The following is a 22278-nucleotide window of genomic DNA, read 5'->3' as shown; positions in this document are numbered from 1 at the left end:
CCGCTCACGGCCCGCTCCCGACCCCTCATCCGACGAACGACAGGTCGACGACCCGCCAGCCGTCAGGCTCCCGGCTCAGGTCGAGCTGCAGGCGGTAGGTGCGCAGCTGCGGCTTGTCGGCCGCGACATTGGTGACGTCGGCGTCGGCCACGACCAGAACGCGCGCCGAGTCGGGGTCGAAACTCACGACGCCGGCATAGAGGACCTTGCCGGAGGAGACGGTCTTGTTCTCCTTGACGAGCTGCTCGAGCTCCTTGGACGCATTGGCGTACTGCTGGCGGAAGTCGCCGGCCGACAGCGCCAGCACACCCTTCGTGCTCTTGTCGAACGACCGGTGGTCGACGGTCGTGAAGTTGACGACGAGTTGCCGGGCGGCGTGGACGGCTTCGGTACGCAGGCGCTCCTCGTCCTGCGCCGCGGCGACTCGCTGGCCGAGGATCGCCGCGCCGACCAGCGCGATGACGAACAGGCCCGCGAGGACGCCGACGAGGACGTTCCTGACCCGGCGGGCATGGACCGCCTCGTCGCCCGACTCCGCATGGCCGGCGAGCGGCGCAACAGACTGGGCGGCGGTGGGCTGGTCACCCACCGCGTTGGCCACGGCAGACTCGTTGGCCGCCGCCTCGTCGACGGCCGGCTCGGCGCCGACGCCGTCCTTCACTGGGTGAGCGGTCCGATCAGCAGCCACTTCCACGAATCCTCTCCAAAGGCGCTGCGCTGCCCCCCGAGTGAGCCGACACGTGCGGATCCGCCGTCCGGCAGCCGGACCCTACCGCTTGCCGGGTCGTACGCCGCGGCAGCGTACGTGTCGTCGTCACCACCCTCAGGTGCGGAGGGCGGTGCGAACTGGGCACCTCGTTTGTTTCTCGTGCGGTCGTCGCACCTGGCGTCGACGTTGGCGGGGGTGGGTTCGACCTGCTCGGGCGGACGTTTGTGGGTGCTCTCGTAGCCCTTCCGGCAGGAGCCGGGAGTGGCGCCGAGCTGGAGCCCGAAATGTGCGGTGTAGTCGCCGGTCGTCGGGTCTGGGGCGATGACGGTGTAGCCGCCGCGTACGACGTAGGGGTACAGGATCAGGATGTGCTGGACCCCGTCGAGCCGGGCCCGGACGATCTGGCCCGTGGTGAGGAGATTGCCGAGCAGGACCGGCACGTCGCCGGCGTTCTCGTCGATCAGCGCCTGCAGTTGGTGGGCGGTCGCCACACCCGAGTCGAGGGTCGTCCGCAGGTCGGGGTCGGCTTCGACGAGGGTGTCGGACAGGTCGGCGAGGTCGGCCGAGAAGCTCGTGATCGCGCTGCCGGACTCGCGCTGGGTGTCGAGGACCGTACGACCATCCTCGATCAGGTCGACGGTCTGCGTCAGATTCGCGTCCGCGCTCTCGACCAGCGCGTTGCCCGCGTCGACGAGGCGGGACAGGTCGGGGCCGGTGCCGCGGAAGGCGGTGCCCAGCTCGTCGATCACCGTGACGAGGTCCTGCCGCGGCACCGACGCGACCAACCGGTCGAGGTCGAGCAGCAGGGCAGTGGTCGACAGCGGGGTGCGGGTGTCGGCGCGCGCGATGACCGAACCGTCGCGGAGGTACGGGCCGCCGGACCCGCGGGGCTGGAGATCGACGTACTGCTCGCCGATCGCCGACCGGTTGGCGACCACCGCGAGGGTGTCGGCTGGTACGCGGGCCGCTGGCTCCAACGCGAGGGTCACCTCGACACCGGTGCTGGTCGGGGCGAGCTCTGTCACCCGGCCGACGCCGACGCCGCGGTAGGTGACCTCGGCGCCCTCGAAGATCCCGCCCGCGTCGGCGAACTCGGCGCGGACCCGCTGCTGGCCACCGAACAGCGCCTCCCCGATCCCGGCGTACCGGGAACCCGCGATCGACACGCCGACCAGAGTGAGGATCACGAACAGCACCAGCTGGATGCGTACCGTCCTCGTCGTCATCCCAGGCCTCCCAACAGCAAGTCGGTCAGGTCGGACTGGTCCTCGCTCGAGGCACCGGAACCACCGAGCGGCGGGAGCGGAAGGAGGGTGGGAACGTCGGTCGGCAGCGACGTCGGGTCGTCGTCGGAAGGCTGCGGCACCTGGGGCAGCGGTGGCGGTGTCGAGCCCGACAGCAGGCCTTCGAGGTCGGCGTCGAGCGTGATCTGCAGGTTGGTGTAGTCACCCTGCACGGCGTCGGCGGCCGAATCGGCGAACGGATAGGTGAACAGCAACTCCAGCGACTTCGGCAGGCTGTCGCCAGCCCTGGCCAGCTCGGTGAGGATCGGCGCGAGGGCTTCGAGGTTGGCGAGCAGGTCCGCACGGGTCCCCTCGATCACCCGGGTGCCGACGTCGCCCAGCCTGGACAGCTCCACCAGCATCCGGGTGAGGTCCTCCCGCTGGTCGGCGAGGATCGTCAGCGCGGCCGGCAGTTCGTCGACGGTGCTCCCGATCGTCCTCCGCTGCTTGGCGAGCGACGCCGAGAGCCGGTCGAGACTGTCGATCGCCCGGCTGATCTCCCGCTTGTGCGCGTCCAGCTCGCCGACGAACGTGTCGAGCCGGCGGAGCAGCTGGTTGATGTCGGTCTCGCGGCCGTCCATGGCCTTGGTGAGCTCGACGTTGATGGTCTTGAGTTGCGCGACACCGCCGCCGTTGAGCAGCAGGGACAGCGCGGAGAGCACCTCCTCGACCTCGACGCTGCGGCCGGTCCGGGCGAGCGGGATGACGTCGCCGTCCGCGAGCCGGCCGTAGGACCGCTGGCCGCCGCGCGGAGCGGAGACGGAGACGAACTTCTCCCCCAGCAGGCTGGTCTGGCGGATCTGTGCCGTCGCGTTGTCGGGCAGGCGTACGGACCGGTCGAGCCGGAGCCTGGCGTTGGCCGTGAAGCCGTCGAGCCAGATCTCCTCGACCTCGCCGACGGTGACGTCGTTGACCTTCACCGCGGAGCGGGGAACCAGGTCGAGGACATCGGCGAACCGGACGGTGACCTGGTAGCTGTCGCCGCCCGGGCCGGCACCTCCCGGCAGGGGCAGGTCGTACGCCGAGAACGCGCATCCGGCGAGCAGCCCACCCGCGAGGACGGCGAGGGCCGTCCGGCGAACGCAGCTGAGTAGGCGGCTCATCGCAGGATTCCCCCCAACGTCAGGTCACGCGGAGGCTGTCCGGCGGTACCGCTGGGGACCCGGGACGCCACCCCGCCGGGCACCTCGGGCAGGGGAAGGTCGTCGAGGACCCCGCGCAGGTCGTCGCACACCGACTGCGGCTGACCGGCCTGCAGCAGCAGCGAGCAGAGGTACAGACCGGGATCGTCGAGCTGGGCGAAGTTGTCGCGGGTGTCCAGCGTGCCGGTCTGGGCGTTGTAGGCATGGTCGAGGTTGGCGAGCGCGACCGGCCCGACGTCGAGTGCCTCACGCAGGGCGTCCTGCTGCTTCACCAGGGTCTTGGAGAGCTCGGTGAGGCCGTCGACGTTGGCCCGAAGCTCCCCGCGGTTGTCGCGGACGAACGTCGAGATCTCCGTCAGTGCCTTCGCGAGGTGGTCGAGGGCGAGCTGCAGATCACCACGCTCGGCGGCCAGCTGGTCGGCGACCGCGGCCAGGTCGGTGTTGAACTCCCGGACCTGAGCGTCGTTGGCGGCGAGGGTGCTGGTGAACTGCTGCAGCTGGCGTACGGTCGCGAAGAGATCGTCCCGGGACCCCGAGAGCGTCTGCGTGGCGTCGGAGAGGTCGCCGATGGTGCCGTGCAGCTTCTCCCCCTGACCGTCGAGGTTGTCCGCGCCCACCCGCAGCAGCCGCGACAGTGAGCCGTCCTTGTTGGCCCCCTCCGGCCCGAGGGCGACGGCGAGGTCGTCGAGGCTCGCATAGATCCGGTCCAGCTCGACCGGCACCGCCGTCTGGTCGAGCGCGATCTCGGCACCGTCGGCGAGCACCGGACCCTTGCGGTAGACCGGTGTGAGCTGGACATAACGGTCGCTGACGATCGACGGAGAGATGACCGCGGCCCTGGCGTCGGCCGGGATGTCGTACTCCGCCTCGTAGGTCATCTCCACCCGGACCGCCCGGCCGTCGGGCACGACCCGCTCGACCCGGCCGATCGGGACGCCGAGGACGCGGACGTCGGATCCCTCGTAGAGCCCGACCGTCCGGGGGAAGTGCGCGGTGAGTCGCTTGCGCGGCTCGTCCGGCCACAGGGCGTAGGTGAGGGTCGCGACGATGGCCAGCGCGACGACGACCGCCAGGACGTGGGTGCCCCGGGAGAACCGGCGTACGAACGAGAGGCGGGGTTCGGACCAGGTCATCGGCCGCCTCCGTTTCCGGCCGCGCCGTCGGGCAGCGAACCCGTCCCATCCGGCAGGCCAGGCAGCCGCGGCGTGCCCGGCAACGGGACCAGGTTGGGGATGTAGGTGTCGAACCACGGTCCGGTGCCGACCGTGTTGGCGAAGACCCGCAGGAACGGCGCGAGCAGCTCGATGCTCTTGTCGAGGTGTTCCTGGTTGTCGCGGAGCAGCTTCACCACCGCCGCGAGGCGCTGGAGCGCGGGTTCGAGCTGCCTGCGGTTGTCCTCGACCAGGCCGGTGATCTGCAGGGACAGTTCCTGCGTGGTGACGAGCAGCTGGTGGATGAGCGCGCGGCGGGCACGGACCTCCTTCAGCAGCAGGTCGCCGTCGCGGATCAGCTTCGCCAGCTCCTGGTCGCGGTCGGACAGCACCTTGGAGACGGTGTTGGCCCGGGCCAGCAGAGCCTGCAGCTGCTTGTCACGGGAGGCGATCGTGCGGGAAAGCCTCGACAGGCCCTCGAGCGAGCCGCGCACCTCCTCCGGCGTGTCCGCGAACGTCGTGCTCAACGTGTCGAGCGCCTTCGCCAGCTGGGCCGTGTCGATGCTCTCCGTCGTCGTGGTGAGATCACTGAACGCCTCGACCACGTCGTACGGAGCGACCGTGCGTGAGCGCGGGATCTCCTTGTCAGGGTCGAGCTCGCCCGTGCCGGCGGGGGCGAGGGCGAGGTACTTGCGGCCGAGCAGGGTCCGGATCCGGATCGCGGCACCGGTCTCGGCGCCGAGGCGTACGTCCCGGTCCTCGACCTTGAACTCGACCCGCACGTGGTCGCCGGCCAACTCGACCGCGCGGACGGCACCGACCTTGACGCCTGCCACGCGTACCTCGTCGTCGACCCGGATCCCGCCGGCCTCGGTGAACTGGGCGGCGTACGTCGTGCCACCTCCGATGAACGGCAGATCCGCGGCGTTGAACGCGGCGTACAGCAGGGCGGCGATGACGGCAAGACCGACCACCCCGGTCGTCACCGGGTTGCGCGCGTCGCGGCCCCTCATCGCTGGCACCTCGCCGCGTCGACGTGCAGCCCGGCGCGCGGCAGTTCCTGGCCGGTGGGCAGCACGACCCGGCCGTCGAAGTCGCAGAGGTAGAAGTTGAACCACGAGCCGTAGGTCGCTGTGCGGGTCAGCGCGGTGAGCTTCGGCGGCATGTTCTGCAACGTGCGCTCGACGATCGGTCCGTTGTCCTCGAGGGTGCCGGCGATTTTGCCCAGCTCGGCGATGTCGGTCTTCAGGTCACCGCGGCTATCCTCCAGCAGGCCGGCGGTCTGCTCGTTGAGGGCGACGATCGAGCCGAGCGAGTCGCCGATCGCCTCCCGGTCGGCGGCGAGCCCGGAGACGAACCGCTGGAGCTCGAAGATGAGCTGGGTGAGCTTCTGGTCCCGGTCGGCCACGGTGGCGAGCACGACGTTGAGGTTGTCGATGAGGTCGCCGAGCACCTTGTCCTTGTCGGCGAGCGTGGTGGTCAGGGATGCGGTGTGCGCCAGGAGGCTCTCGACGGTGCCGGCCTCGCCCTGGAGGACCTGGATGATCTCGTACGCCAGTTTGTTGACGTCCTGCGGCGACAGCGCGGCGAACAACGGCTTGAACCCGTCGAAGAGCACGGTCAGGTCCAGCGCCGGCTGGGTCTGCGAGACCGGGATCGTGCCGCCGGCGGGCAGGGGCGCCGCCGAGCCGGCACCTTCGCTCAACGCCAGGTAGCGCTGACCGACGAGGTTGCGGAACCGCAGCGCGGCCTGGGTGCTGCGAGACAGTGACTGGTCGGCGTCGACGGTGAAGGTCAGCTCGGCCAGGGGTCCGCCCGCCGACCCTGCGCTCTCCGACGCTTCGCCACCCGCGGCGCCGCTGGCCCCAGCGTCCCTTCCCGCGTCGAGCACCTCGATGTCGCGGACCTCGCCGACGCGTACCCCGGCGATGCGTACGTCGTCGCCCTTCTCGACACCGGTGACGTCGGTGAAGACGGCTTTGTACTCCTCGGTGCCGCCCAAACCGACATTGGCGATGGTGAGTGCGAGCAGGGCCGTGGCGAGCGTGGTCACGACGACGAAGACGACCAGCTTCGCCGCTGCCGCCGTCGTCGCCCGGTCCAGCGGACGCAACCGCACACCAGGGAACGTCACTTCACACTCACCTCCGTTCCGCGGGCCATGGGACCGAAGAGCAGGGTGGCGATATCGGGGACGTCCTGCGGCGCGGTCCCCGTCGCCGGTCCGACGATGGCGTCGACGATCTGTTGCTCCGCGGCCGTTCCGGCGTACCCGCTCGTGGTGTCGAACACCGGCACCCGCGAACCCGGGCCCGGCTGGTTGCCCACACCCGTCTGGACGCCGCTGCGCGGCGCCAGATTCTCCTGGGTGTACGGCGGATTCGGCAAGCCGCGGCAGCCGGGTCCCCGGTCGTCGAGGAACGCCGGCCGGTCGTCGTCGGTGTAGGCGTTGTTCTGGTTGACGATCTCGAGGGTGATGTGCAGCGCACCCGAACTGCCGTCGAAGTGGTCGCCCTTGCCGAACGCGTCCTCGAAGCGCGGCACCCAGCCCGCCATCCCTTCCAGCAGGCAGGAGTACTCCGGTGAGTAGGTCTCCAGCAGGTCGAGGGTGGGGCGGCTCACCTCGCCGACCCGGATGAGCGAGCGCTCGTTGTCGGCAAGGAAGTACCGCGCCGTCGTGCTCGTGCCGGCGAGGTCGGTGAGGAAGTCCTCCAACGCCCGCTGCTTGACCACGACCGTGTTGCCGGTCCTGGTGGCGTTGGCGAGGAGGCGCACGAGGTCAGGGCTCGCCTCGTCGTAGACGTCCGCGACGTCCGCGAGCGCCGACACGTCCTCCTTCAGCGCCGGAAGGTGCGGGTTGAACTCACCGAGGTAGTCGTTCAGGCGGGTGAGGTTGCCGCCGATGTCATCGCCCCGTCCTTCCAGGGCGGTCGCGAGCGCCGACAGGGTGGCGTTGAGCTTGGCCGGCTGGAGGGTACGCAGCAGCGGGTAGGTGTCGTCCAGGACCTGTTCGAGCTCGATGTCGACCCTGGCCCGCTCACGGCCGATGACATCACCCGCCGCGAGCGGCCGCAGGTCCGGGTCGGGCGGCACCACGAGTTCGACGTACTTCTCGCCGAAGAGCGTCTTGGGCACGATCCGCACGCGTACGTTGGCCGGGATCGCGTCGATCGTGTCGGGCTTCAGCGCGACGTGGATGCGCGCCCCACGTCCGTCCGACTCGACGTCGCGCACCTCCCCCACCAGCAGTCCACGCATCTTGACATCGGCATGCCGACTCAACTGCAGCCCGATGTGGGACGTTTCCACCGTGACGTCGACGGACGGCGTGAACGCCTTGACGAAGAAGGCGTAGGTGAGGACGCCCACGAGGGCCAGCACCAGCAGGAACCCCACGCCGAGTGCCGATCGCCTGCGGTCGTGGCCGCTCCTGCCGTGCCCTGTACGTCCGTGCCCTGTACGTCCGTGCCCTGTACGTCCGTGCCCTGTACGTCCGTGCCCTGTACGTCCGTGCCCTGTACGTCCGGCCATCGCTACCCCGCCAACCTGACTGTGGTGGTCGCGCCCCAGATCGCCATCGACGCCAGCAGGTCGACGACGTTGATGGCGACGATCGAGGTACGCACCGCCCGACCCACCGCGACGCCGACACCGGCCGGACCGCCCGATGCGTGGTAGCCGTAGTAGCAGTGGATTCCGATGATGACGATCGCGAAGATGACGACCTTTCCGAACGACCACAACACGTCGTACGGCGGGAGGAAGAGCTGGAAGTAGTGGTCGTAGGTGCCGACACTCTGGCCGTAGTAGCCGGTGACGATCAGCCTCGTCGCGAAGTACGACGAGAAGAGCCCGATGACATAGAGCGGCACGACCGCGGCCAGTCCGGCGATGATCCGCGTGGTCACCAGGAACGGCAGCGACGGCACCGCCATCACTTCGAGCGCGTCGACCTCTTCACTGATCCGCATCGCACCGAGCTGTGCGGTGAACCCGCAGCCGACCGTGGCGGCGAGGGCGATGCCGGCGATGAGCGGAGCGATCTCCCTGGTGTTGAAGTACGCCGAGACGAAGCCGGAGTAGGCTGACGTGCCGAGCTGGTTCAGAGCGGCGTACCCCTGCAGGCCCACCTCGGTGCCGGTGAAGAACGCGAGGAACGCGATGACGCCCACCGTGCCGCCGATCACCGCCAGCGCGCCGGTGCCGAAAGTCACCTCGGCGAGCAACCGCCCCACCTCACGGCGATAGCGACGCAGCGTACGGGGTGTCCAGGCGATCGCCCTGACATAGAAGGCGAGTTGGCCGCCGAGCGCGTCGAGTCCGTCGACCGGTTTCGCTGCCAGCCTGCGGAGGGTGGCCCGGCGTCTGGCAGCCCGGCGTTGGGCTCCCAACCGGGCGGGATCGACGTGTATCTGGGTCATCGCCGCCTCACGCCCCCTTCGGCGGGACGACCTGGCGGTGTTTGCCCAGGGGGACGACCCCCTGGCACCCCCGACCCTGGCTGATCATGCAGCTCACGCCCCCTTCGGCGGGACGACCTGGAAGTAGATCGCCTGCATCACGAAGTTGGCGAAGAACAACAGCATGAACGTGATGACGACCGACTGGTTGACCGCGTCGCCGACGCCCTTGGGGCCCCCTCCTGCGTTCAATCCCTTGTACGACGCGACGATCGCGGCGATCAGACCGAACACCAGGGCCTTGATCTCGCCGGCCCACAGGTCCGGTAACTGGGCGAGGGCGGTGAACGACGCGAGGTAGGCACCGGGAGTGCCGCCTTGGAGGACGACGTTGAACACGTAGCCACCGATGACGCCGACAACACTCACGAGACCGTTGAGGAAGACGGCGACGAACATCGCGCCGACCACCCGCGGGACCACAAGGCGTTGCAGCGGATCGATGCCGAGCACCTGCATGGCGTCGATCTCCTCCCGGATCCGGCGTGAGCCGAGGTCGGCGCAGATCGCCGAACCGCCCGCGCCGGCGATCAGCAGCGCGGTCACGATCGGCGAGGCCTCGCGGACGACGGCGAGGACCATCGCCGCACCCGAGAACGACTGGGCGCCGAACTGCTTGATGAGTCCGCCGATCTGCAACGCGATGACGGCACCGAACGGGATCGACACCAGAGCCGTCGGCACGATCGTCACACTGGCGAGGAACCAGGCCTGCCGGATGAACTCCCTTACCTGGAAGGGTCCTCGCGGCACGACCTTGAGGACGTCCCACGCGAAACCGCAGAGATTACCCGTGGCGCGAAGCGGCGCCGTGAGCTGCCAACTCATGCGTCGTCCCGCTTTGCTGTGCACACAGGCGAGGCACCAGGCACGCTGTGTCCACTGATCCGCTCGCTCATGTCCATCCCCCGCCGCTGGGCGTGTCGGTCGGGGCGCCGACGATCGCTCCGGGCGCGGTCGTGACGTCGCGCTGGAACGAACCGGGCGGCGGGCGTACACCATGCGCCAGACACCACTGGCCGGCCGGGCGTTGGGTGTAGCGAGGCTGGCCGTTCGACGGCTCCAGCTGCAGCGGGATCGGCGGCAGCGGTGGGAGTTCGACGCCCAACGCCTGCTCTGCCGCGAGCTCGTCGGCGTCCTTCTCCTCCGCCATACCGATCGGTCCGAACCTCTGCGCGTTGAGGAACTGGCGTACGACGGGTTCTTGCGAGCACAGGCACATCTCCCGCGGACCGAACATCGCGAGGTGCCGGTGATAGAGCAGGCCGATGTTGTCCGGGACCGTGCGTGCGGTGTTGACGTCGTGGGTGACGATGAGGAACGTCGCGCCGGTCTGCTGGTTGAGGTCGACGATGAGCTGGTTGAGATAGGCCGTACGCACGGGATCGAGGCCGGAGTCGGGCTCGTCGAACAACACGATCTCCGGTTCGAGCACGAGCGCGCGCGCCAGGCCGGCCCGCTTGCGCATGCCACCGGAGATCTCGCCGGGCAGTTTGCGTTCGGAGCCGAGGAGCCCGACCATCTCGAACTTCTCCATGACGATGGCCCGGATCTCGGACTCGGGCCGCTTCGTGTGTTCCCGAAGGGGAAACGCGACGTTGTCGTAGAGGTTCATCGACCCGAAGAGGGCGCCATCCTGGAAGAGCACACCGAACAACCGGCGCACTTCGTACAGCTCCCGCTCACGACACGTGGCGATATCGTGACCCTCGATAAAGATGTGACCGCGTTCGGGATTGAGGAGTCCGACAAGACACTTCAGGAAGACCGACTTCCCGGTGCCGGACGGGCCCAGCATGACGCTGATCTCGCCCGAGGGAATCGTCAGGCTGACATCCCGCCAGACCGCCTGCCCACCAAAGGACTTGGTGAGCTCCTCGACTCGGATCTCCACCCCCAAGGGACCACTCCTCACACCGTCGGAAAGGCTCACGGCCTCGATGTCATGGAGGTCGCCTCGGCTACCGGGGTCCCCCGCGGACAGCAGCCAGCACGCCCTGACCTCACCCAACGAGCAGCGCGCCGTGAGGTTACGTACGAGTTACCGCTCGGGAGGGCGCCTCATCCACACTCACGTCGCCCGGCGTAGACCAAGCAGAAGGGGCGGCCACCAGGAACCTGGTGGCCGCCCCTTTCGGTGCGAAGAACACAGCCCGGCAGGTCGAACCCGCCGGCGTACTGCGATCTGCTGCCTACTTCACCGAGACCGACGCGCCAACGCCCTCGAGGGCTTCCTTGGCCTTGTCGGCGGCTTCCTTGTTGACCTTCTCCAGGACCGGCTTGGGCGCGCCCTCGACCAGGTCCTTGGCCTCCTTCAGACCAAGGCTGGTGAGGCCGCGGACCTCCTTGATGACCTGGATCTTCTTGTCGCCGGCAGCCTCGAGGATGACGTCGAACTCGTCCTTCTCCTCCTCGGCCGCGGCCTCGCCGCCACCGCCGCCGACAGGAGCCGGGGCGACGGCGACCGGCGCCGTCGCTGTGACGCCGAACGTGTCCTCGAACTGCTTGACGAACTCGCTGAGCTCGAGAAGGGTCATCTCCTTGAACGAGTCGAGCAGCTCATCGGTGCTGAGCTTTGCCATGGTGGCGTTACCTTCCGTGTGTGATGCCGTGGTGATGGGTGGTCGTACGTAGGTCAGGACTCACTCCGAGTCGCTGCTCTCCTGCTCGCCCGCGGACCCTGACTCCGGGGCCGCCTCGGCGGCCGACTCCGCCGACCCGGCGGCAGCCGGACCTTCGGCTTCGACCTTCGCCCGCAGCGCTTCGGCAAGCCTCGCGGCCTGCGACAGCGGCGCCTGGAACAGCGACGCCGCGCCTGCGAGCGACGCCTGCATGGCGCCTGCGAGCTTGGTGAGGAGCACCTCGCGGGACTCGAGATCGGCGAGCTTGGTGATCTCGTCGACGGCGAGGGTCTTGCCCTCCAGGACGCCGCCCTTGATGACAAGACTCGGGTTGGCCTTGGCGAAGTCACGCAGACCCTTGGCGACCTCGACCGGGTCCCCAGAGATGAACGCGATGGCCGTGGGGCCGACCAGGAGCTCGTCGAAGTTCTCGACGCCTGCTTCCTTCGCCGCGATCTTGGTCAGCGTGTTCTTCACCACGGCGTAGCTTGCGTTGTCGCCGAGCGAGCGCCGCAGCTCCTGCAGTTGCTTGACGGTGAGCCCGCGGTACTCGGTCAACACCGCGCCGCCCGATCCGCGGAACTGGTCCGTGAGCTCGGCGACGGCGGTTGCCTTGTCCGGCCTCGCCATGGTTCTCCTTCCACTGTGTGGTGGCCCGAGGACGGTGCCGGTCGTGGAAGGACCCGAATGATGCGAAATGCCCCGTGCAGACGCACGGGGCATGCTGTCACGGAAGCGGGGAGACGGTGCTGGGCGTACGCCCATGATCGTCGCCTGCTACGTGGCTACCACGTCACGCCTGCGCGGGCCGCCCGCATCGCGGGACCTTCAGCCACCCGAGGGCGGCAACCAGCGGTCTTCGGCAGCGGCCAGGATACGGGAGGGTTCACGAAGGGACCAAACCGCCCCCGCAACCCGGCCGGTGGTCAGTCCTTGCTCAGGACGGGACTGTTCTCGAGCACCTCGACGTCCTCGGTCACCGCCGGAAGGTTCACCGGGACGATCTGCTCCGGCGCCAGCGGCGGCACCGTGACGTCTCCCGTCCAGCTGACGTCGAGCGTCACCGTCTTCTGGCCGGGGCGTTCGAAGATGTTCGTGACGTAGAAGCCGGGGTTGTTCTCCGGCAGTCGTCCCGAGACGTACGGCCTGCCGCGCCCGGTGGCCGTACCTCCGTCCTCGAACGTCCAGGTGAGGTCGGCTTCCGCGGTGATCTCACCGTCCAGTCCGCCGTTCGGCCGGTCGATGTGGATCGGGATGCTGATCCGAGGCGGGTCCTGCGACAGGACCGTCGCGGGTGGGCCGATCCCGGCTGGATAGTTCGTCGAGACGATCGTGGGCAGGTTGATGAGGGTCCGGGCATTCGGCGAGATCTGGATGGCCGGCGCGTTCAACTGCTGGAAGACCTGGTAGTTGACCTCCCAGCTGATCTCCTGCATCGGGATGAAGTCGTCGTCGCCGGGCTCTTCGCAGTCGGCTTCGCGTCCGACCCACGGCCCCGGCTCGCCGTCGACGATCTCCCGTTCCCACCTGATCCACGCGAAGAGCGGAAGGCCACGCGGGCCGCGGAGGTTCGCACCACAGATGATTCCGGTGATGTACGCGGGAGGGCCGTCGCAGGCGAAGTCCGGATCTCCTTCAGGGCACAGGAGTTCGTTGGTGTTGCTCCGCTGGACGAAGACGGTGGCCGGGCCACTACTCCCTCCGGTGGGAGGCGCTCCGGTCGCCTGTGGCGGGCGCCAATAGCCGCTGGCGGACTCGCTGTACTGCCAGCCGATGCCGTCCTGTGGTCCTGCGTAGGCCGGCGTGACGAGGCCCACCGCCAGGAGACCGGTGAGCAGGGAGACGCTCAGAGCCCTTCGCGCAAGCCGCCTCATCCGACCTTGCTCCCTTCGGCGATCCGCCAACTCTCGCCGACGTTGGTGACGGAGTACTGGTATCGCACGGTCTCGGCCGGGCCCTTGTCGACGACCTTGCCGGATCCGCTGGTTGTTTCGTACGCGCTGATCACGGCGTCGACGGTCACCACGATGCGGTCGGAGCGTTGGCCGCCGACGGTGATCTCGGGCTTCGTGAAGATGCCGCCCTCGACCTTGCCGCCGCTGGAATAGGCACCGCTGATGTACTGCTTCGAGGCGTCGCAGACGGTGCACGACTCCACCATCGCATCGACCGCGGAGAAGTCGCCGTCGCCCGTCGCCTTGTTCTGTGCCGCGAGGTAGTCACCGATGAACGCCTTGACGTCGGCAGCGGTCGCGGGATCGACCTTTCCGGCACCACCGGTGATGATCTTGCCGGACTTACCGCTGGGGCTCGCGGACGCCGTCGGGCTGGGATCTTTCGTCGCGTCGCTTGTAGCGGAGGTGCGCGCCGACGGCTTGTCGAGCGACTTCGGCTCGGGCGAGCCACCGCAGCCGGCGATGGTCAGCACAAGTCCTACGGCGGCCATCGCCGCCCACCCCACTCGTCGCACAGCCCAAAGCTCCCCAGAAGCACCGTGGCGCCGCCCAGTCCGACAAACCGGGCCAACCGTAACAGCACGTGACCGACCGCCGGAAGCGGCGATCTCGGAAACAGCGCACGCACGGACAGGTTCGGTGGTTGCGCCCGACCTGCGCTCTGTCGGTTCGATGAGTACGTGCGTACTGGCCCGTGGGCCCCCTGCGGCCAGGCTCAGTCGTAGGTCCATCCCGCGACGTGCCAGGTGCCGTCCGCGTCCTTCTTCAGCGTGAACGTCGAGGCGTTGGGCTTGGCGGGGAACTTCTTGCTCGACCCGGCGGCGCTCACGATCTCGTAAGCGGACACGGTGCTCTTGACCTCGACGACCACCGAGTCGTCGTCCCTGCCGGAGACGTTGAACGTCGGCTTGGTGAACGTGCCGCCCTCGACCTTGCCGCCCTCTTCGTACAGCTGGGAGTAGTAGGTCGCCGACATCTGGCAGTTGCCGCACTCGTCGGCGCTCATGGCGGTGACGGCCGAGAAGTCGCCGTCGGCCATCGCCTGGTCGTGGGCTGCGAGGAACGTCTGGACGAACCTCTTCGCCGCCGCCTCGTCATCGGCGGCGACGTCGGCACCTTTGGCGGCGGAGCTGGGCGATGCCGAGACACTGGGGCTCGCACTCGCGGAAGGGCGCGCTTTGGTGTCCTTCTTCGGTTCGTCGGTGCTGCCCGGCGAACCGCCGCACGCCCCCAGCGCCAGGCCGAGTCCCACTGCCAGACCGGCCATCCACCCCGCTGTCGATCGCACTGTCCACTCCCACGTTGATCTGGTGCCGCGACAAAGCCGGGCAACCGTAACAAACCGTGCGGGTGTCCTCTCAGCCGGGATTCTGATCAAACAGATCCGACCGATACGAACGCGTGCCTGTGTACGACGGCCTGTAAGCCGGCTGTTAGCCCGTTCGGACCAGTCTCGACTGCGCACAGCTCCACTGGATGGTCGCTGTGCGTAGGGGGCGCCATGAGGACCGAGCCGGCCGGCCAGAACGACGTGGCCGCCATCGTCGTCGGCGGGGCCGGCCTCTGCCTCCTGCTCCTGGGGCTGGCGCTGCCGTGGATGTCCGGAGCCGAGTTCACCAGCGGCTGTGAGGTCACTGGGTCGACGGCCTACGCATTCGAGTTTCGTCCCTGGTCGGTGATCTACGTCGTCTGCGCCGGCGCCCTGGTCGGTAGCCAGTTCTTCGGCAGGTTGAGGGCGCCGGGCAGGCTGGCGGTTGCCGTGCCGCTCAGGTTGGTCGCGGTGCTCGTCGCGTTCGGCGCCACGCTCGGCGCGGAGGCGATGATCCGGGCCGAGGACATCAGGGCGAACCAGCGCCTGGTCGTTCGTGGCGACGTCGGCGACTGCGACGCCGCCGCCTGGATGAGCCCGACGGGCGGCTTCTTCCTCTCCCAGCTGGTCGTCCTCGTGCTCGGGCTCATCGTCCTGCGAGTCCTGCCGCGGTGGTTCCGCCTGGTGGCCTGCGCCGGCTACGGGATGCTGTTGCTCGTCGCGTCGCTGGCGATGCCGTGGGCGGAGTACCGGGCCTATGTCGCCGGCCGCGTGGAGACGGAGCTGTACTGGTTCACGTCGTACGGCTCCAAGGGTCTCGGGTATCTGTGGGGTGTGGTCACGGTCGGCGGGCTGGTCCTCCTCTCCTTGGGTACGAAGGGTGCAGCGCGCCGGATATTCGCCGCCCTCGCCATCGTCGCGACGGTCGCCGTGCTGGTGTTGCTCGGTCTCGTGGACCTGGGCGACCTGCAGGGTGCGGTCCGTCCAGAAGAATCACCGGTGTACGACGACATCGACACCGGTCACAGCACCTGGCTGGCGCTCGGGGTGGCCGGCGCCCTCACGCTGATCTCCACAGCGGCGTCAGCCCTTCGCGGACGACTTCTGCCAACACCTCGTACGCCTGGCAAACCGGCGTTGTTCTCGAGCAGGGAAACCAGCTGAAGGGACTTCGAAGGTTCACAGCATGCAGTCTTGACCGGGCGGCGAGAGGCTTCGCCATCCGACGCCCTCACTGTTCCCCGCGCGGCACCCCGCGGATCGCTTTCGTGCACCAGGCGTGGGCGTCGGCGATGAGTGTGGTGAACGCGGCGTCGGTCCAGCGGTACGCCGGATCGGGCGGGCCTGGAGGCTCGGCGTCGAGTCCGAGCCGCGTCGCCGCTTGCTCCAGGCCGATCGGGAGGGGCAGGCCCAGCTGTCGCCGCAGTGCGTCCCACTGGCCGGCCAGCACCGTGCTGGCCTCGTAGTCGCCGAGGTCGGCGGCGAACAAAGCCGTCTGGAGTACGCCCGGCAGCGCGTGGCGAAAGTTGGAGTGTCCCAGGCTGGCATCCAGACCGTCGACGAGGGCTGCCAGGCCGGCCGCCGGGTCGCCGGCCCGTCGGTGCGCCTCGGCAAGCAGCATCCACAACGCAGCGTGCCGCGCGCCGAGCCCTGGGTAGGCAGTACGCATCAAGTCCGTCGCCTCGGTGAGGAATCGCCTGGCCCCTTCGCACTCACCAGCGGCGAGGTGGGTGAGCGCGATCGCCCGGCGCGGCGGCTCCTGCTCGGCCGGATTGGTGATCTCGGCCAACCGCGCGGAGAGTGCGTGGGTCGCGTGACGCGCCCTTGCGAGGTCGCCGCGGCATAGCGCAACCTCGATCTGCACCGCCTCCTGGGCGGGCGAGGGTGGACGGCCGGCGAGTGCCGGAGCGCGGTTGTAACGTTCACAGGCGTCGGCGGCTTCGTCGTAGCGACCCCAGGTCGTGAACACGGACGCGGTGGCCGTGAGGACCGTTCCGGCGGCCGGGTACGAACTCGCTCGCACGTCATCAACGGCACGCGCGGCATCCGCCAGCGCCTCGGGATCCAGCAAGGAGCAACGAATGGTGAGGAGGTTTGCCTGCGCCTCGAGGTGTTCGCGGGGTCGAAACCGAGCCAGGTCGTCGGTGATACCGCTCATCAGGGCGAGGTTTCCCAGGTAGTCACCGCGGATCGCGCGCAGCATAGCCTGATGGAAGCGCAGCAGGACAGCCACCTCGTGGACCGCCGCGACGTCGACGCAGGCCAACGCGCGATCGAGCCAACGCTCCCCTTCGCGAAGGTACGCCCGGTGCGTCAACCAGAACTCGAAGAGGCGGGCGGTGAGCTCCGCCGCCTCGGTGACACGGCCGCGGGCGTACGCATGGTCCAATGCACTGCGGAGGTTCACAACATCGGCCTCGAGCTCCCGCGCGGCTGCTACCCGGTCCCGGTACCGGAGCAACCCGTCGAGGCCGCATGCACGGTCGAGCCACTGCGCCAGGTGCCGATCGGCAACGGCCACCGTCTCACCCGCATCTGCGAGGCGTTCCGCCGCGAACACGCTGACCGCCTGCAACAGCCGGAAACGCCGTTGCTCGCCGCGCCCCTGCGGCTGGACCAGCGAACGCTCGACAAGCCTGGCAAGGACAGGCGCCACCTTCGCCTCGTCCAGTGGCGCGAACCCGCAGACCCGTTCGGCATCGGCCAGCCGGAACCCGCCGGCGAATCCGGACAGCCGGCGAAGCAGGAGACATTCGTCCGCGCCCAGCAGGCCGTACGACCAGTCGACTGTCGCCGAGAGCGTGCGGTGCCGTGGATCGCCGCCTGAGCTGGCCCGCTCCAACAGCCCTATCCCGTGCCTCAGCCGCTTGTGCAGCTCGTTGACGTCCAGCACGCGCAGCTGGGCCGCGGCGAGTTCGACAGCGAGTGGCAGCCCGTCCAGGAGCCGGCAGATCGCCGCGACGTGTGACAGATCCTCGTCCTCGGTGAGTGCGAGGGACGGCAGGGTCTCTTCCGCGCGGACGAGAAAGAGGGAGACCGCGGGTGTCTTCGGGTCGGGCAGGCTTCCTGCAGCAGGCACGGCGAGCGGCTCGAGCGGCCAGACGGCTTCCTCAGCCACACCGAGCGGTTGGCGGGAGGTCACCAGCACGGTCAGGTCCGGGCAGGAGCCGAGCAGGCGCCGGACCAGCACCGCACATTCCTCGGCGAGGTGCTCGCAGTTGTCGAGGACCAGCAGCATGCGTCGTCCGGCCAGCAGGCGTTCGACGCTACTGAGGACGTCGCCGTGCGGGTTGTTGATCCGTACCATCGCGCCGAGCGCCGCGACCGCATCCTCCGCCGACGCCAGAGCCGCAAGCGCCACCACCGCGACACCGTCGGGGAAGCGCGGCGCCATGTCCTCGGCCACCCGCAGCGCCAGCGTCGTCTTGCCGCAGCCACCGGCACCGGTGACGGTCACCAGCCGCCGGCCGGCGAGGAGGCCCAGCAGTGCGAGCTTGTCCTGGTCGCGTCCGATGAGCCGGTGAAGGTGGCAGCGCGGGCCGCGCCAGGTCGAGGCGTACGACCTCCGCTGCGGCGGCCGGCGCCCGCCGACGGACTGGTGCAGGAGACGCTCATGCGCCTCGCGTATCTCGTCGCCAGGATCGACGCCGAGCTCATCCGAGAGGCGTCTCGTCAGCCCATGCAGAAGGTCGAACGCCGCTGCCTGCTCACCTCGGCTGGCAAGCAGCAGCGCGTGGCGCGCGTGCAGCCGCTCGTGGAACGGGTGCTCCTCCACCAACGTGGCCAGGTGTGGCAGTGCGTCGTCCGCGCCGGTGCACCGGAGTGCCGCCTCGGCCAGCTGTTCGGCCGCGACCAGGCGTTCACGGTTCAGGCGTTGGGCGCGCTCGCAGGTGCGTACGGGATCCGGGACGTCGGCGGCGACCGGTCCGCGCCACAACGCCAGCGCGCTGGTGAGAAGGGCGCACCGCTCGTCGGCATCGTGCGTGGCGGCGGCCGTCGCGACTAGGCCGGTGAACCGGTGGGCGTCGGACTCGCCGCCCGGGATGGCGAGTCGATACCCGCCGGCATCGCGGTCGATGCGTACGGCATCACCCATGTGCGTACGAAGCCAGGCGCGGAGCCGGTTGACCGCGACGTGCACCCAGGTGCGGCCGCTCGCGGGAGGGTCCTCCTCCCACAACAGGTCGAGGAGCCGGTCGGCGTCTACTGATGGCTCGCTGAGCGCGAGTGCGGCGAGCAGGCTGCGCTGGGTGGCCGGCATGGAGAGCATCGACGCGTCGCCGTCGCGCCAGACTCCGACCGCGCCGAGCGCCCCCACCCGAACCACCGGCTTGCCCACATCGCGCTCCCCCGCCACACCAAGATCACCTAGCCCGTCACCTTAACCGAGCGTCGGCCTTCCTGCTGTAAGCCAGGTGTAAGCGTGCGCTGGCCATCCTCGACCACACGTACGGAGTGGGGAGCATCGGGATGAGCCAGGTAGGCGGATCGAGGGAATCCGGGCGGGCGCTGGTCGTTGTGCTCCTCGCCGTTCTGGTCGTCGTGGCTGGCGGAGTCGGTTACGCGGTCTGGTCCTGGTCGGCCAAACCGCGCCCCCTGGACGGACTTCCTGACACCTCCACCGTCGCCGAGGCGTGTGCCGAGCGCGGGTACTTCCCTGCCGCCGCACCCCATGACGGTTCCGGACCAGCCCCGGTACGGATCGCGATCCGGAAGGAGAAGGAGGGTGCGTACGGCGGGGAGTACGAATCCCTGCTGATCCGTCCTGTGCCGGGGCAACGGGTACCGGCCACCCTGAATCCGACGCGGAATGAGACCGCAGAGCTGATCGCCTGCCTCGACCAGACCGGCGTGGGCGAGCAGGTCGAGACCTGCCGGTTCGACAGTGCATCCGACGAGATTCCGATGTACGAAGCGACGTACGACGTCACGGTCTACGAAGCCCGCACCGGTGAGCAGGTGGGGAGGACCGCGCTCGCCGACGCCGAGCAGGCTCTCTGTCCGGCCATGCTGTTCGTCGGTGATGGCGAAACGAAGCTCTATACCGAACCCAGCGCCCGCCAACTCGACGACGCCCTGTCGGAGTTCACGTCATGAGGACGGAGGATTCCATGGACGGGACTCCGGCGTGCCGCCTGCTGGGCGAGGTTCGGCGGCTGTGGGGAGACCGGCTGGCACTCGTTCCAACCGAGCACCTTCGCGACAACATGCCGGAGGACGTCCGCCTCTTCCTGGCTCAGGTAGGCCTTCCCGTGCGGTCGCCGACGTTGGTGACGTTCCGCGACAACGATCGACTCGGAGAGCTGATCTCCGCTGGAGAGGCGGAATTCTCTGCCCTGGCAGACGAGGCTGAGGCAACCCTCGGAATCAAGTCAGGTACTCACCAGATATGGGCTGTGCACCCCGAAGGCCTGTTACCTCAGCGCTTTGTGAACTCCGACCTGCCGCGATTTCTCCTTTTCCTGGCCCACTTTGATGACCACCTGCCGGATCTCCGAGATGCCGACAACCAGCAGGAAGCACGCGCACTCACCGGTCAGCTGCGCCGGCTGTTCACCGTCACGGACCCAATAGCGCTGACCGATCCAGAAAGCTGGTGGAGTCTCGTGCTCGAACAGGCTGACGAGGGGTTCATGTGAAGGCCATACGGACCCCTCGCACAGTGCTCGCCCTTCTCCTGGCGTTAGCGCTCCTGGACGTAGGCATCACCTCAGCACTGGCGGCACCCCCATCAGCGGCGGCGCACTCCTCTGCCCCGAGCAATCCCGAGCCTGGCCCTCGCTTTACGCCGGACCCGCGATCTGGAGGCACCACCCGCAACGTGCCCGCACCCAGCCGTGATCTCGACTTTCGAGTCGCGCAGTACCGAGTGCGATATCAGATCCAGGCGCGGAACATCGCGATTTACGAGTGCATTTTCAATGGGGAAAGGGTGACCGTAACCACCGCCAGCGTGTCAAGCTTCAAGAACAGTCCCAAGGTGGCGATATTCGAGTTCCGGAACCAGGTGGGTAACCTGATCCAGGTCAAGGACAGTGGCGGCAACCCGATGTCAGAAAAACACCTCTCAGACATTGATGGACAGTCGGTGATCGGGAAGCACGCCGAGGAGCTCATTGAAATGATGCTCGACCATCTTGGAGTAAATTCTCAGGCGGTCAACAGGATTCACTCGGAGCTCGACTTCTGCACGCTTCCGGGTCACAACTGCGGCCCGCGGGTCCAATCCAAGTTTGCCGGGGCGACCAAGACGTCGTGTTATCGTTACGGAACAGCGGAGGAACGATCTGCGGCCGAACGCAACCTACGCAACGACACTGCATATTTCACGAAGGTGCTCGGCTCGGCCAGCTTGTTGTTCAACCAGGCCTCGCGAGCGACTTACGCCGAGGTGCTGACAGAGCTGTTCAACGAATTCACAAGTCCCACGCTGGGCGGAGTGGACTTCTCGACACTGGAACTGCGATACCTCTCCGAACAACCTGGCGGCGACAAGGGCCGGGTCATGTATGTCTTCAGCGTCGTTCCCGGACAGGATGCTCGGAAGAGTGGTCCCTTGGAAGGTGTACACCATGCAGACGAAGCGTCGGATGCATTCATGGTGTGGTTGGCGTTGCGGCCGGAGACGTTCACCGTCAACCTCAACCCCAACGAGCCGGACCGGATCATCGACAAGGACTTCGGGCGCACGAACGCCGGCCGCGTCCTGCTCGAAGCCGACCTGCGGCTGAAGAAGACCGTCGCCGGGTTGATCCATCCGAAACGGCCGCTCGGCAAGGCATTCTGGGCACAACTCCAGGGTCCGGACAGGTGCGTCTCGATCCGTCAGTGGATCGTCCCGGATCAGGCTACGGTCCGCGATACCGGCGACGAACTCTACATCCTGGATGCGCCGTTACAGGTCCTGGCCGAAACGCTGTACCTGAAGAAGCGCGGAAACCGCCACTACGACTCCTGCCCCGGTCAGCCCCAGGCCGCCACCGACCACAACGAGGCGCTGTTTCGCCGGATGGTCCTCCCCCACGTGGAGCGGACGGTGAACGCGGCGCCCGACTACGCCGCCCTTCGTCGCGTCTACCTCAGCCGGGTCGCCGCCGAGTGGGTCCGCGACCGGCATGGCTACCAACGCACCGCCTACGACAACCTCATCGACTCCGGGCGCATCGATCGCTGGAGGCTCCGCGTGAACTGGACGCCGCAAGACACCTTCCGGCGCTATGTCCACTCCTACGAGCACGGAGAGTTCCAGGTCGCGATCCCGGGGCCCGGCGGAAGCGCTCCTACGAAGGCGTACGTCTTCGGTGGCGTGGACCTGACCAACGTGCCCAGCCGCAACGTCGGGGATGTGGAGTTCCGCAGGCGGTGGCCAGACACCGCGCAAGCGATGCGGAAAGCAGCCAGCGAACCGACATTCGACGAGAGCACGCGGCGACTGCTGGTCGGCGGGCAGACGGTGTTCCAGCAGACATCGCCCGGTTCCTCGACTGACGAGAACCAACATCGAGACGCGCCTCCGCAGCTCCCTGCGGGCGTGTTCATCGCGCTCGCGGTCGGCCTCGGGTTCGTACTACTGCTCGCCCTCCTCTTCGTACGTACTGCAAGGAGGCGATGACAGGCGGCCCGGGTCGGGATACACGAACGCCCCCCG

General features: G+C 68.4%; 20 protein-coding genes. 4 read left to right on the top strand and 16 right to left on the bottom strand.

Going from position 1 to position 22278, the window contains the following annotated elements; all coding sequences use genetic code 11:
- Positions 1–25: 25 nt before the first annotated feature.
- From ABNF93_RS06450 to ABNF93_RS06380, 15 genes are all read right to left on the bottom strand, one after another.
- On the bottom strand, positions 26–688 hold the full coding sequence (locus tag ABNF93_RS06450; RefSeq protein ID WP_349326720.1) for an Rv1363c family protein: 663 nt from the start codon (positions 686–688) through the stop codon (positions 26–28).
- Positions 658–1935, bottom strand: coding sequence for an MlaD family protein (locus tag ABNF93_RS06445; protein WP_349326719.1), 1278 nt, complete (start codon positions 1933–1935; stop codon positions 658–660). Before ABNF93_RS06445 ends, ABNF93_RS06450 begins: the two co-directional genes overlap by 31 nt.
- The gene (locus tag ABNF93_RS06440) at positions 1932–3095 is read right to left on the bottom strand and encodes an MCE family protein (protein WP_349326717.1); all 1164 of its coding nucleotides are present in this window, start codon (positions 3093–3095) and stop codon (positions 1932–1934) included. Before ABNF93_RS06440 ends, ABNF93_RS06445 begins: the two co-directional genes overlap by 4 nt.
- Complete coding sequence (locus tag ABNF93_RS06435; RefSeq protein WP_349326716.1) at positions 3092–4267, bottom strand: MCE family protein; 1176 nt, start codon at positions 4265–4267, stop codon at positions 3092–3094. Before ABNF93_RS06435 ends, ABNF93_RS06440 begins: the two co-directional genes overlap by 4 nt.
- Positions 4264–5298, bottom strand: coding sequence for an MCE family protein (locus ABNF93_RS06430; protein ID WP_349326715.1), 1035 nt, complete (start codon positions 5296–5298; stop codon positions 4264–4266). Before ABNF93_RS06430 ends, ABNF93_RS06435 begins: the two co-directional genes overlap by 4 nt.
- On the bottom strand, positions 5295–6419 hold the full coding sequence (locus ABNF93_RS06425; protein WP_349326714.1) for an MCE family protein: 1125 nt from the start codon (positions 6417–6419) through the stop codon (positions 5295–5297). Before ABNF93_RS06425 ends, ABNF93_RS06430 begins: the two co-directional genes overlap by 4 nt.
- The gene (locus ABNF93_RS06420) at positions 6416–7681 is read right to left on the bottom strand and encodes an MCE family protein (protein ID WP_349326712.1); all 1266 of its coding nucleotides are present in this window, start codon (positions 7679–7681) and stop codon (positions 6416–6418) included. The genes ABNF93_RS06425 and ABNF93_RS06420 overlap by 4 nt, the downstream gene beginning before the upstream one ends.
- 137 nt (positions 7682–7818) lie before the next feature.
- Positions 7819–8706, bottom strand: coding sequence for an MlaE family ABC transporter permease (locus ABNF93_RS06415; protein ID WP_349326710.1), 888 nt, complete (start codon positions 8704–8706; stop codon positions 7819–7821).
- A 93-nt stretch (positions 8707–8799) separates the two neighbouring features.
- On the bottom strand, positions 8800–9573 hold the full coding sequence (locus ABNF93_RS06410; RefSeq protein ID WP_349326709.1) for an MlaE family ABC transporter permease: 774 nt from the start codon (positions 9571–9573) through the stop codon (positions 8800–8802).
- A gap of 67 nt (positions 9574–9640) precedes the next feature.
- Entirely contained in the window at positions 9641–10645 is a 1005-nt protein-coding gene (locus ABNF93_RS06405; RefSeq protein WP_349326708.1) for an ABC transporter ATP-binding protein, read from the bottom strand.
- A 292-nt stretch (positions 10646–10937) separates the two neighbouring features.
- The gene (gene rplL, locus ABNF93_RS06400) at positions 10938–11327 is read right to left on the bottom strand and encodes a 50S ribosomal protein L7/L12 (protein ID WP_349326707.1); all 390 of its coding nucleotides are present in this window, start codon (positions 11325–11327) and stop codon (positions 10938–10940) included.
- Positions 11328–11387: 60 nt separating this feature from the next.
- Complete coding sequence (gene rplJ, locus ABNF93_RS06395) at positions 11388–11996, bottom strand: 50S ribosomal protein L10 (RefSeq protein ID WP_349326706.1); 609 nt, start codon at positions 11994–11996, stop codon at positions 11388–11390.
- Between the two features lie 296 nt (positions 11997–12292).
- Complete coding sequence (locus ABNF93_RS06390) at positions 12293–13240, bottom strand: hypothetical protein (RefSeq protein WP_349326705.1); 948 nt, start codon at positions 13238–13240, stop codon at positions 12293–12295.
- Positions 13237–13812 (bottom strand): hypothetical protein, encoded by a 576-nt coding sequence (locus ABNF93_RS06385; protein WP_349326703.1) that lies wholly within the window; start codon positions 13810–13812, stop codon positions 13237–13239. Before ABNF93_RS06385 ends, ABNF93_RS06390 begins: the two co-directional genes overlap by 4 nt.
- A gap of 224 nt (positions 13813–14036) precedes the next feature.
- A complete protein-coding gene (locus tag ABNF93_RS06380; protein WP_349326702.1) occupies positions 14037–14609 on the bottom strand; it encodes a DUF6318 family protein in 573 nt (190 codons plus the stop codon).
- 213 nt (positions 14610–14822) lie between these two features.
- On the opposite strand from ABNF93_RS06380, the gene ABNF93_RS06375 reads away from it, so the two are divergent.
- Entirely contained in the window at positions 14823–15794 is a 972-nt protein-coding gene (locus ABNF93_RS06375) for a hypothetical protein (protein WP_349326701.1), read from the top strand.
- A 67-nt stretch (positions 15795–15861) separates the two neighbouring features.
- Here the strand turns inward: ABNF93_RS06375 and ABNF93_RS06370 are convergent, their stop codons facing one another.
- Positions 15862–18969: an AfsR/SARP family transcriptional regulator gene (locus tag ABNF93_RS06370; RefSeq protein WP_349326700.1), complete on the bottom strand. Its 3108-nt coding sequence runs from the start codon at positions 18967–18969 to the stop codon at positions 15862–15864.
- 131 nt (positions 18970–19100) lie between these two features.
- Here ABNF93_RS06370 and ABNF93_RS06365 point away from each other — a divergent pair, with 131 nt between their 5' ends.
- From ABNF93_RS06365 to ABNF93_RS06355, 3 genes are all read left to right on the top strand, one after another.
- A complete protein-coding gene (locus ABNF93_RS06365) occupies positions 19101–19727 on the top strand; it encodes a hypothetical protein (RefSeq protein WP_349326699.1) in 627 nt (208 codons plus the stop codon).
- A 14-nt stretch (positions 19728–19741) separates the two neighbouring features.
- The gene (locus ABNF93_RS06360; protein ID WP_349326698.1) at positions 19742–20269 is read left to right on the top strand and encodes an SUKH-4 family immunity protein; all 528 of its coding nucleotides are present in this window, start codon (positions 19742–19744) and stop codon (positions 20267–20269) included.
- 293 nt (positions 20270–20562) lie between these two features.
- Complete coding sequence (locus ABNF93_RS06355; RefSeq protein WP_349326697.1) at positions 20563–22242, top strand: nucleic acid/nucleotide deaminase domain-containing protein; 1680 nt, start codon at positions 20563–20565, stop codon at positions 22240–22242.
- Positions 22243–22278 lie beyond the last annotated feature (36 nt).

Source organism: Actinopolymorpha sp. B9G3 (genome assembly GCF_040120725.1).
Classification (GTDB): Bacteria; Actinomycetota; Actinomycetes; order Propionibacteriales; family Actinopolymorphaceae; genus Thermasporomyces.
The sequence above is the reverse complement of the archived record's forward strand: the minus strand, read 5'-3'. Positions and strand labels throughout refer to the sequence as shown.

Coding starts and splice junctions, on each gene's coding strand:
- ABNF93_RS06445 (WP_349326719.1), bottom strand. CDS start 1,935: ATGACGACGAGGACGGTACGCATCCAGCTGGTGCTGTTCGTGATCCTC.
- ABNF93_RS06440 (WP_349326717.1), bottom strand. CDS start 3,095: ATGAGCCGCCTACTCAGCTGCGTTCGCCGGACGGCCCTCGCCGTCCTC.
- ABNF93_RS06435 (WP_349326716.1), bottom strand. CDS start 4,267: ATGACCTGGTCCGAACCCCGCCTCTCGTTCGTACGCCGGTTCTCCCGG.
- ABNF93_RS06430 (WP_349326715.1), bottom strand. CDS start 5,298: ATGAGGGGCCGCGACGCGCGCAACCCGGTGACGACCGGGGTGGTCGGT.
- ABNF93_RS06415 (WP_349326710.1), bottom strand. CDS start 8,706: ATGACCCAGATACACGTCGATCCCGCCCGGTTGGGAGCCCAACGCCGG.
- ABNF93_RS06410 (WP_349326709.1), bottom strand. CDS start 9,573: ATGAGTTGGCAGCTCACGGCGCCGCTTCGCGCCACGGGTAATCTCTGC.
- rplL (WP_349326707.1), bottom strand. CDS start 11,327: ATGGCAAAGCTCAGCACCGATGAGCTGCTCGACTCGTTCAAGGAGATG.
- rplJ (WP_349326706.1), bottom strand. CDS start 11,996: ATGGCGAGGCCGGACAAGGCAACCGCCGTCGCCGAGCTCACGGACCAG.
- ABNF93_RS06390 (WP_349326705.1), bottom strand. CDS start 13,240: ATGAGGCGGCTTGCGCGAAGGGCTCTGAGCGTCTCCCTGCTCACCGGT.
- ABNF93_RS06385 (WP_349326703.1), bottom strand. CDS start 13,812: ATGGCCGCCGTAGGACTTGTGCTGACCATCGCCGGCTGCGGTGGCTCG.
- ABNF93_RS06375 (WP_349326701.1), top strand. CDS start 14,823: ATGAGGACCGAGCCGGCCGGCCAGAACGACGTGGCCGCCATCGTCGTC.
- ABNF93_RS06365 (WP_349326699.1), top strand. CDS start 19,101: ATGAGCCAGGTAGGCGGATCGAGGGAATCCGGGCGGGCGCTGGTCGTT.
- ABNF93_RS06360 (WP_349326698.1), top strand. CDS start 19,742: ATGGACGGGACTCCGGCGTGCCGCCTGCTGGGCGAGGTTCGGCGGCTG.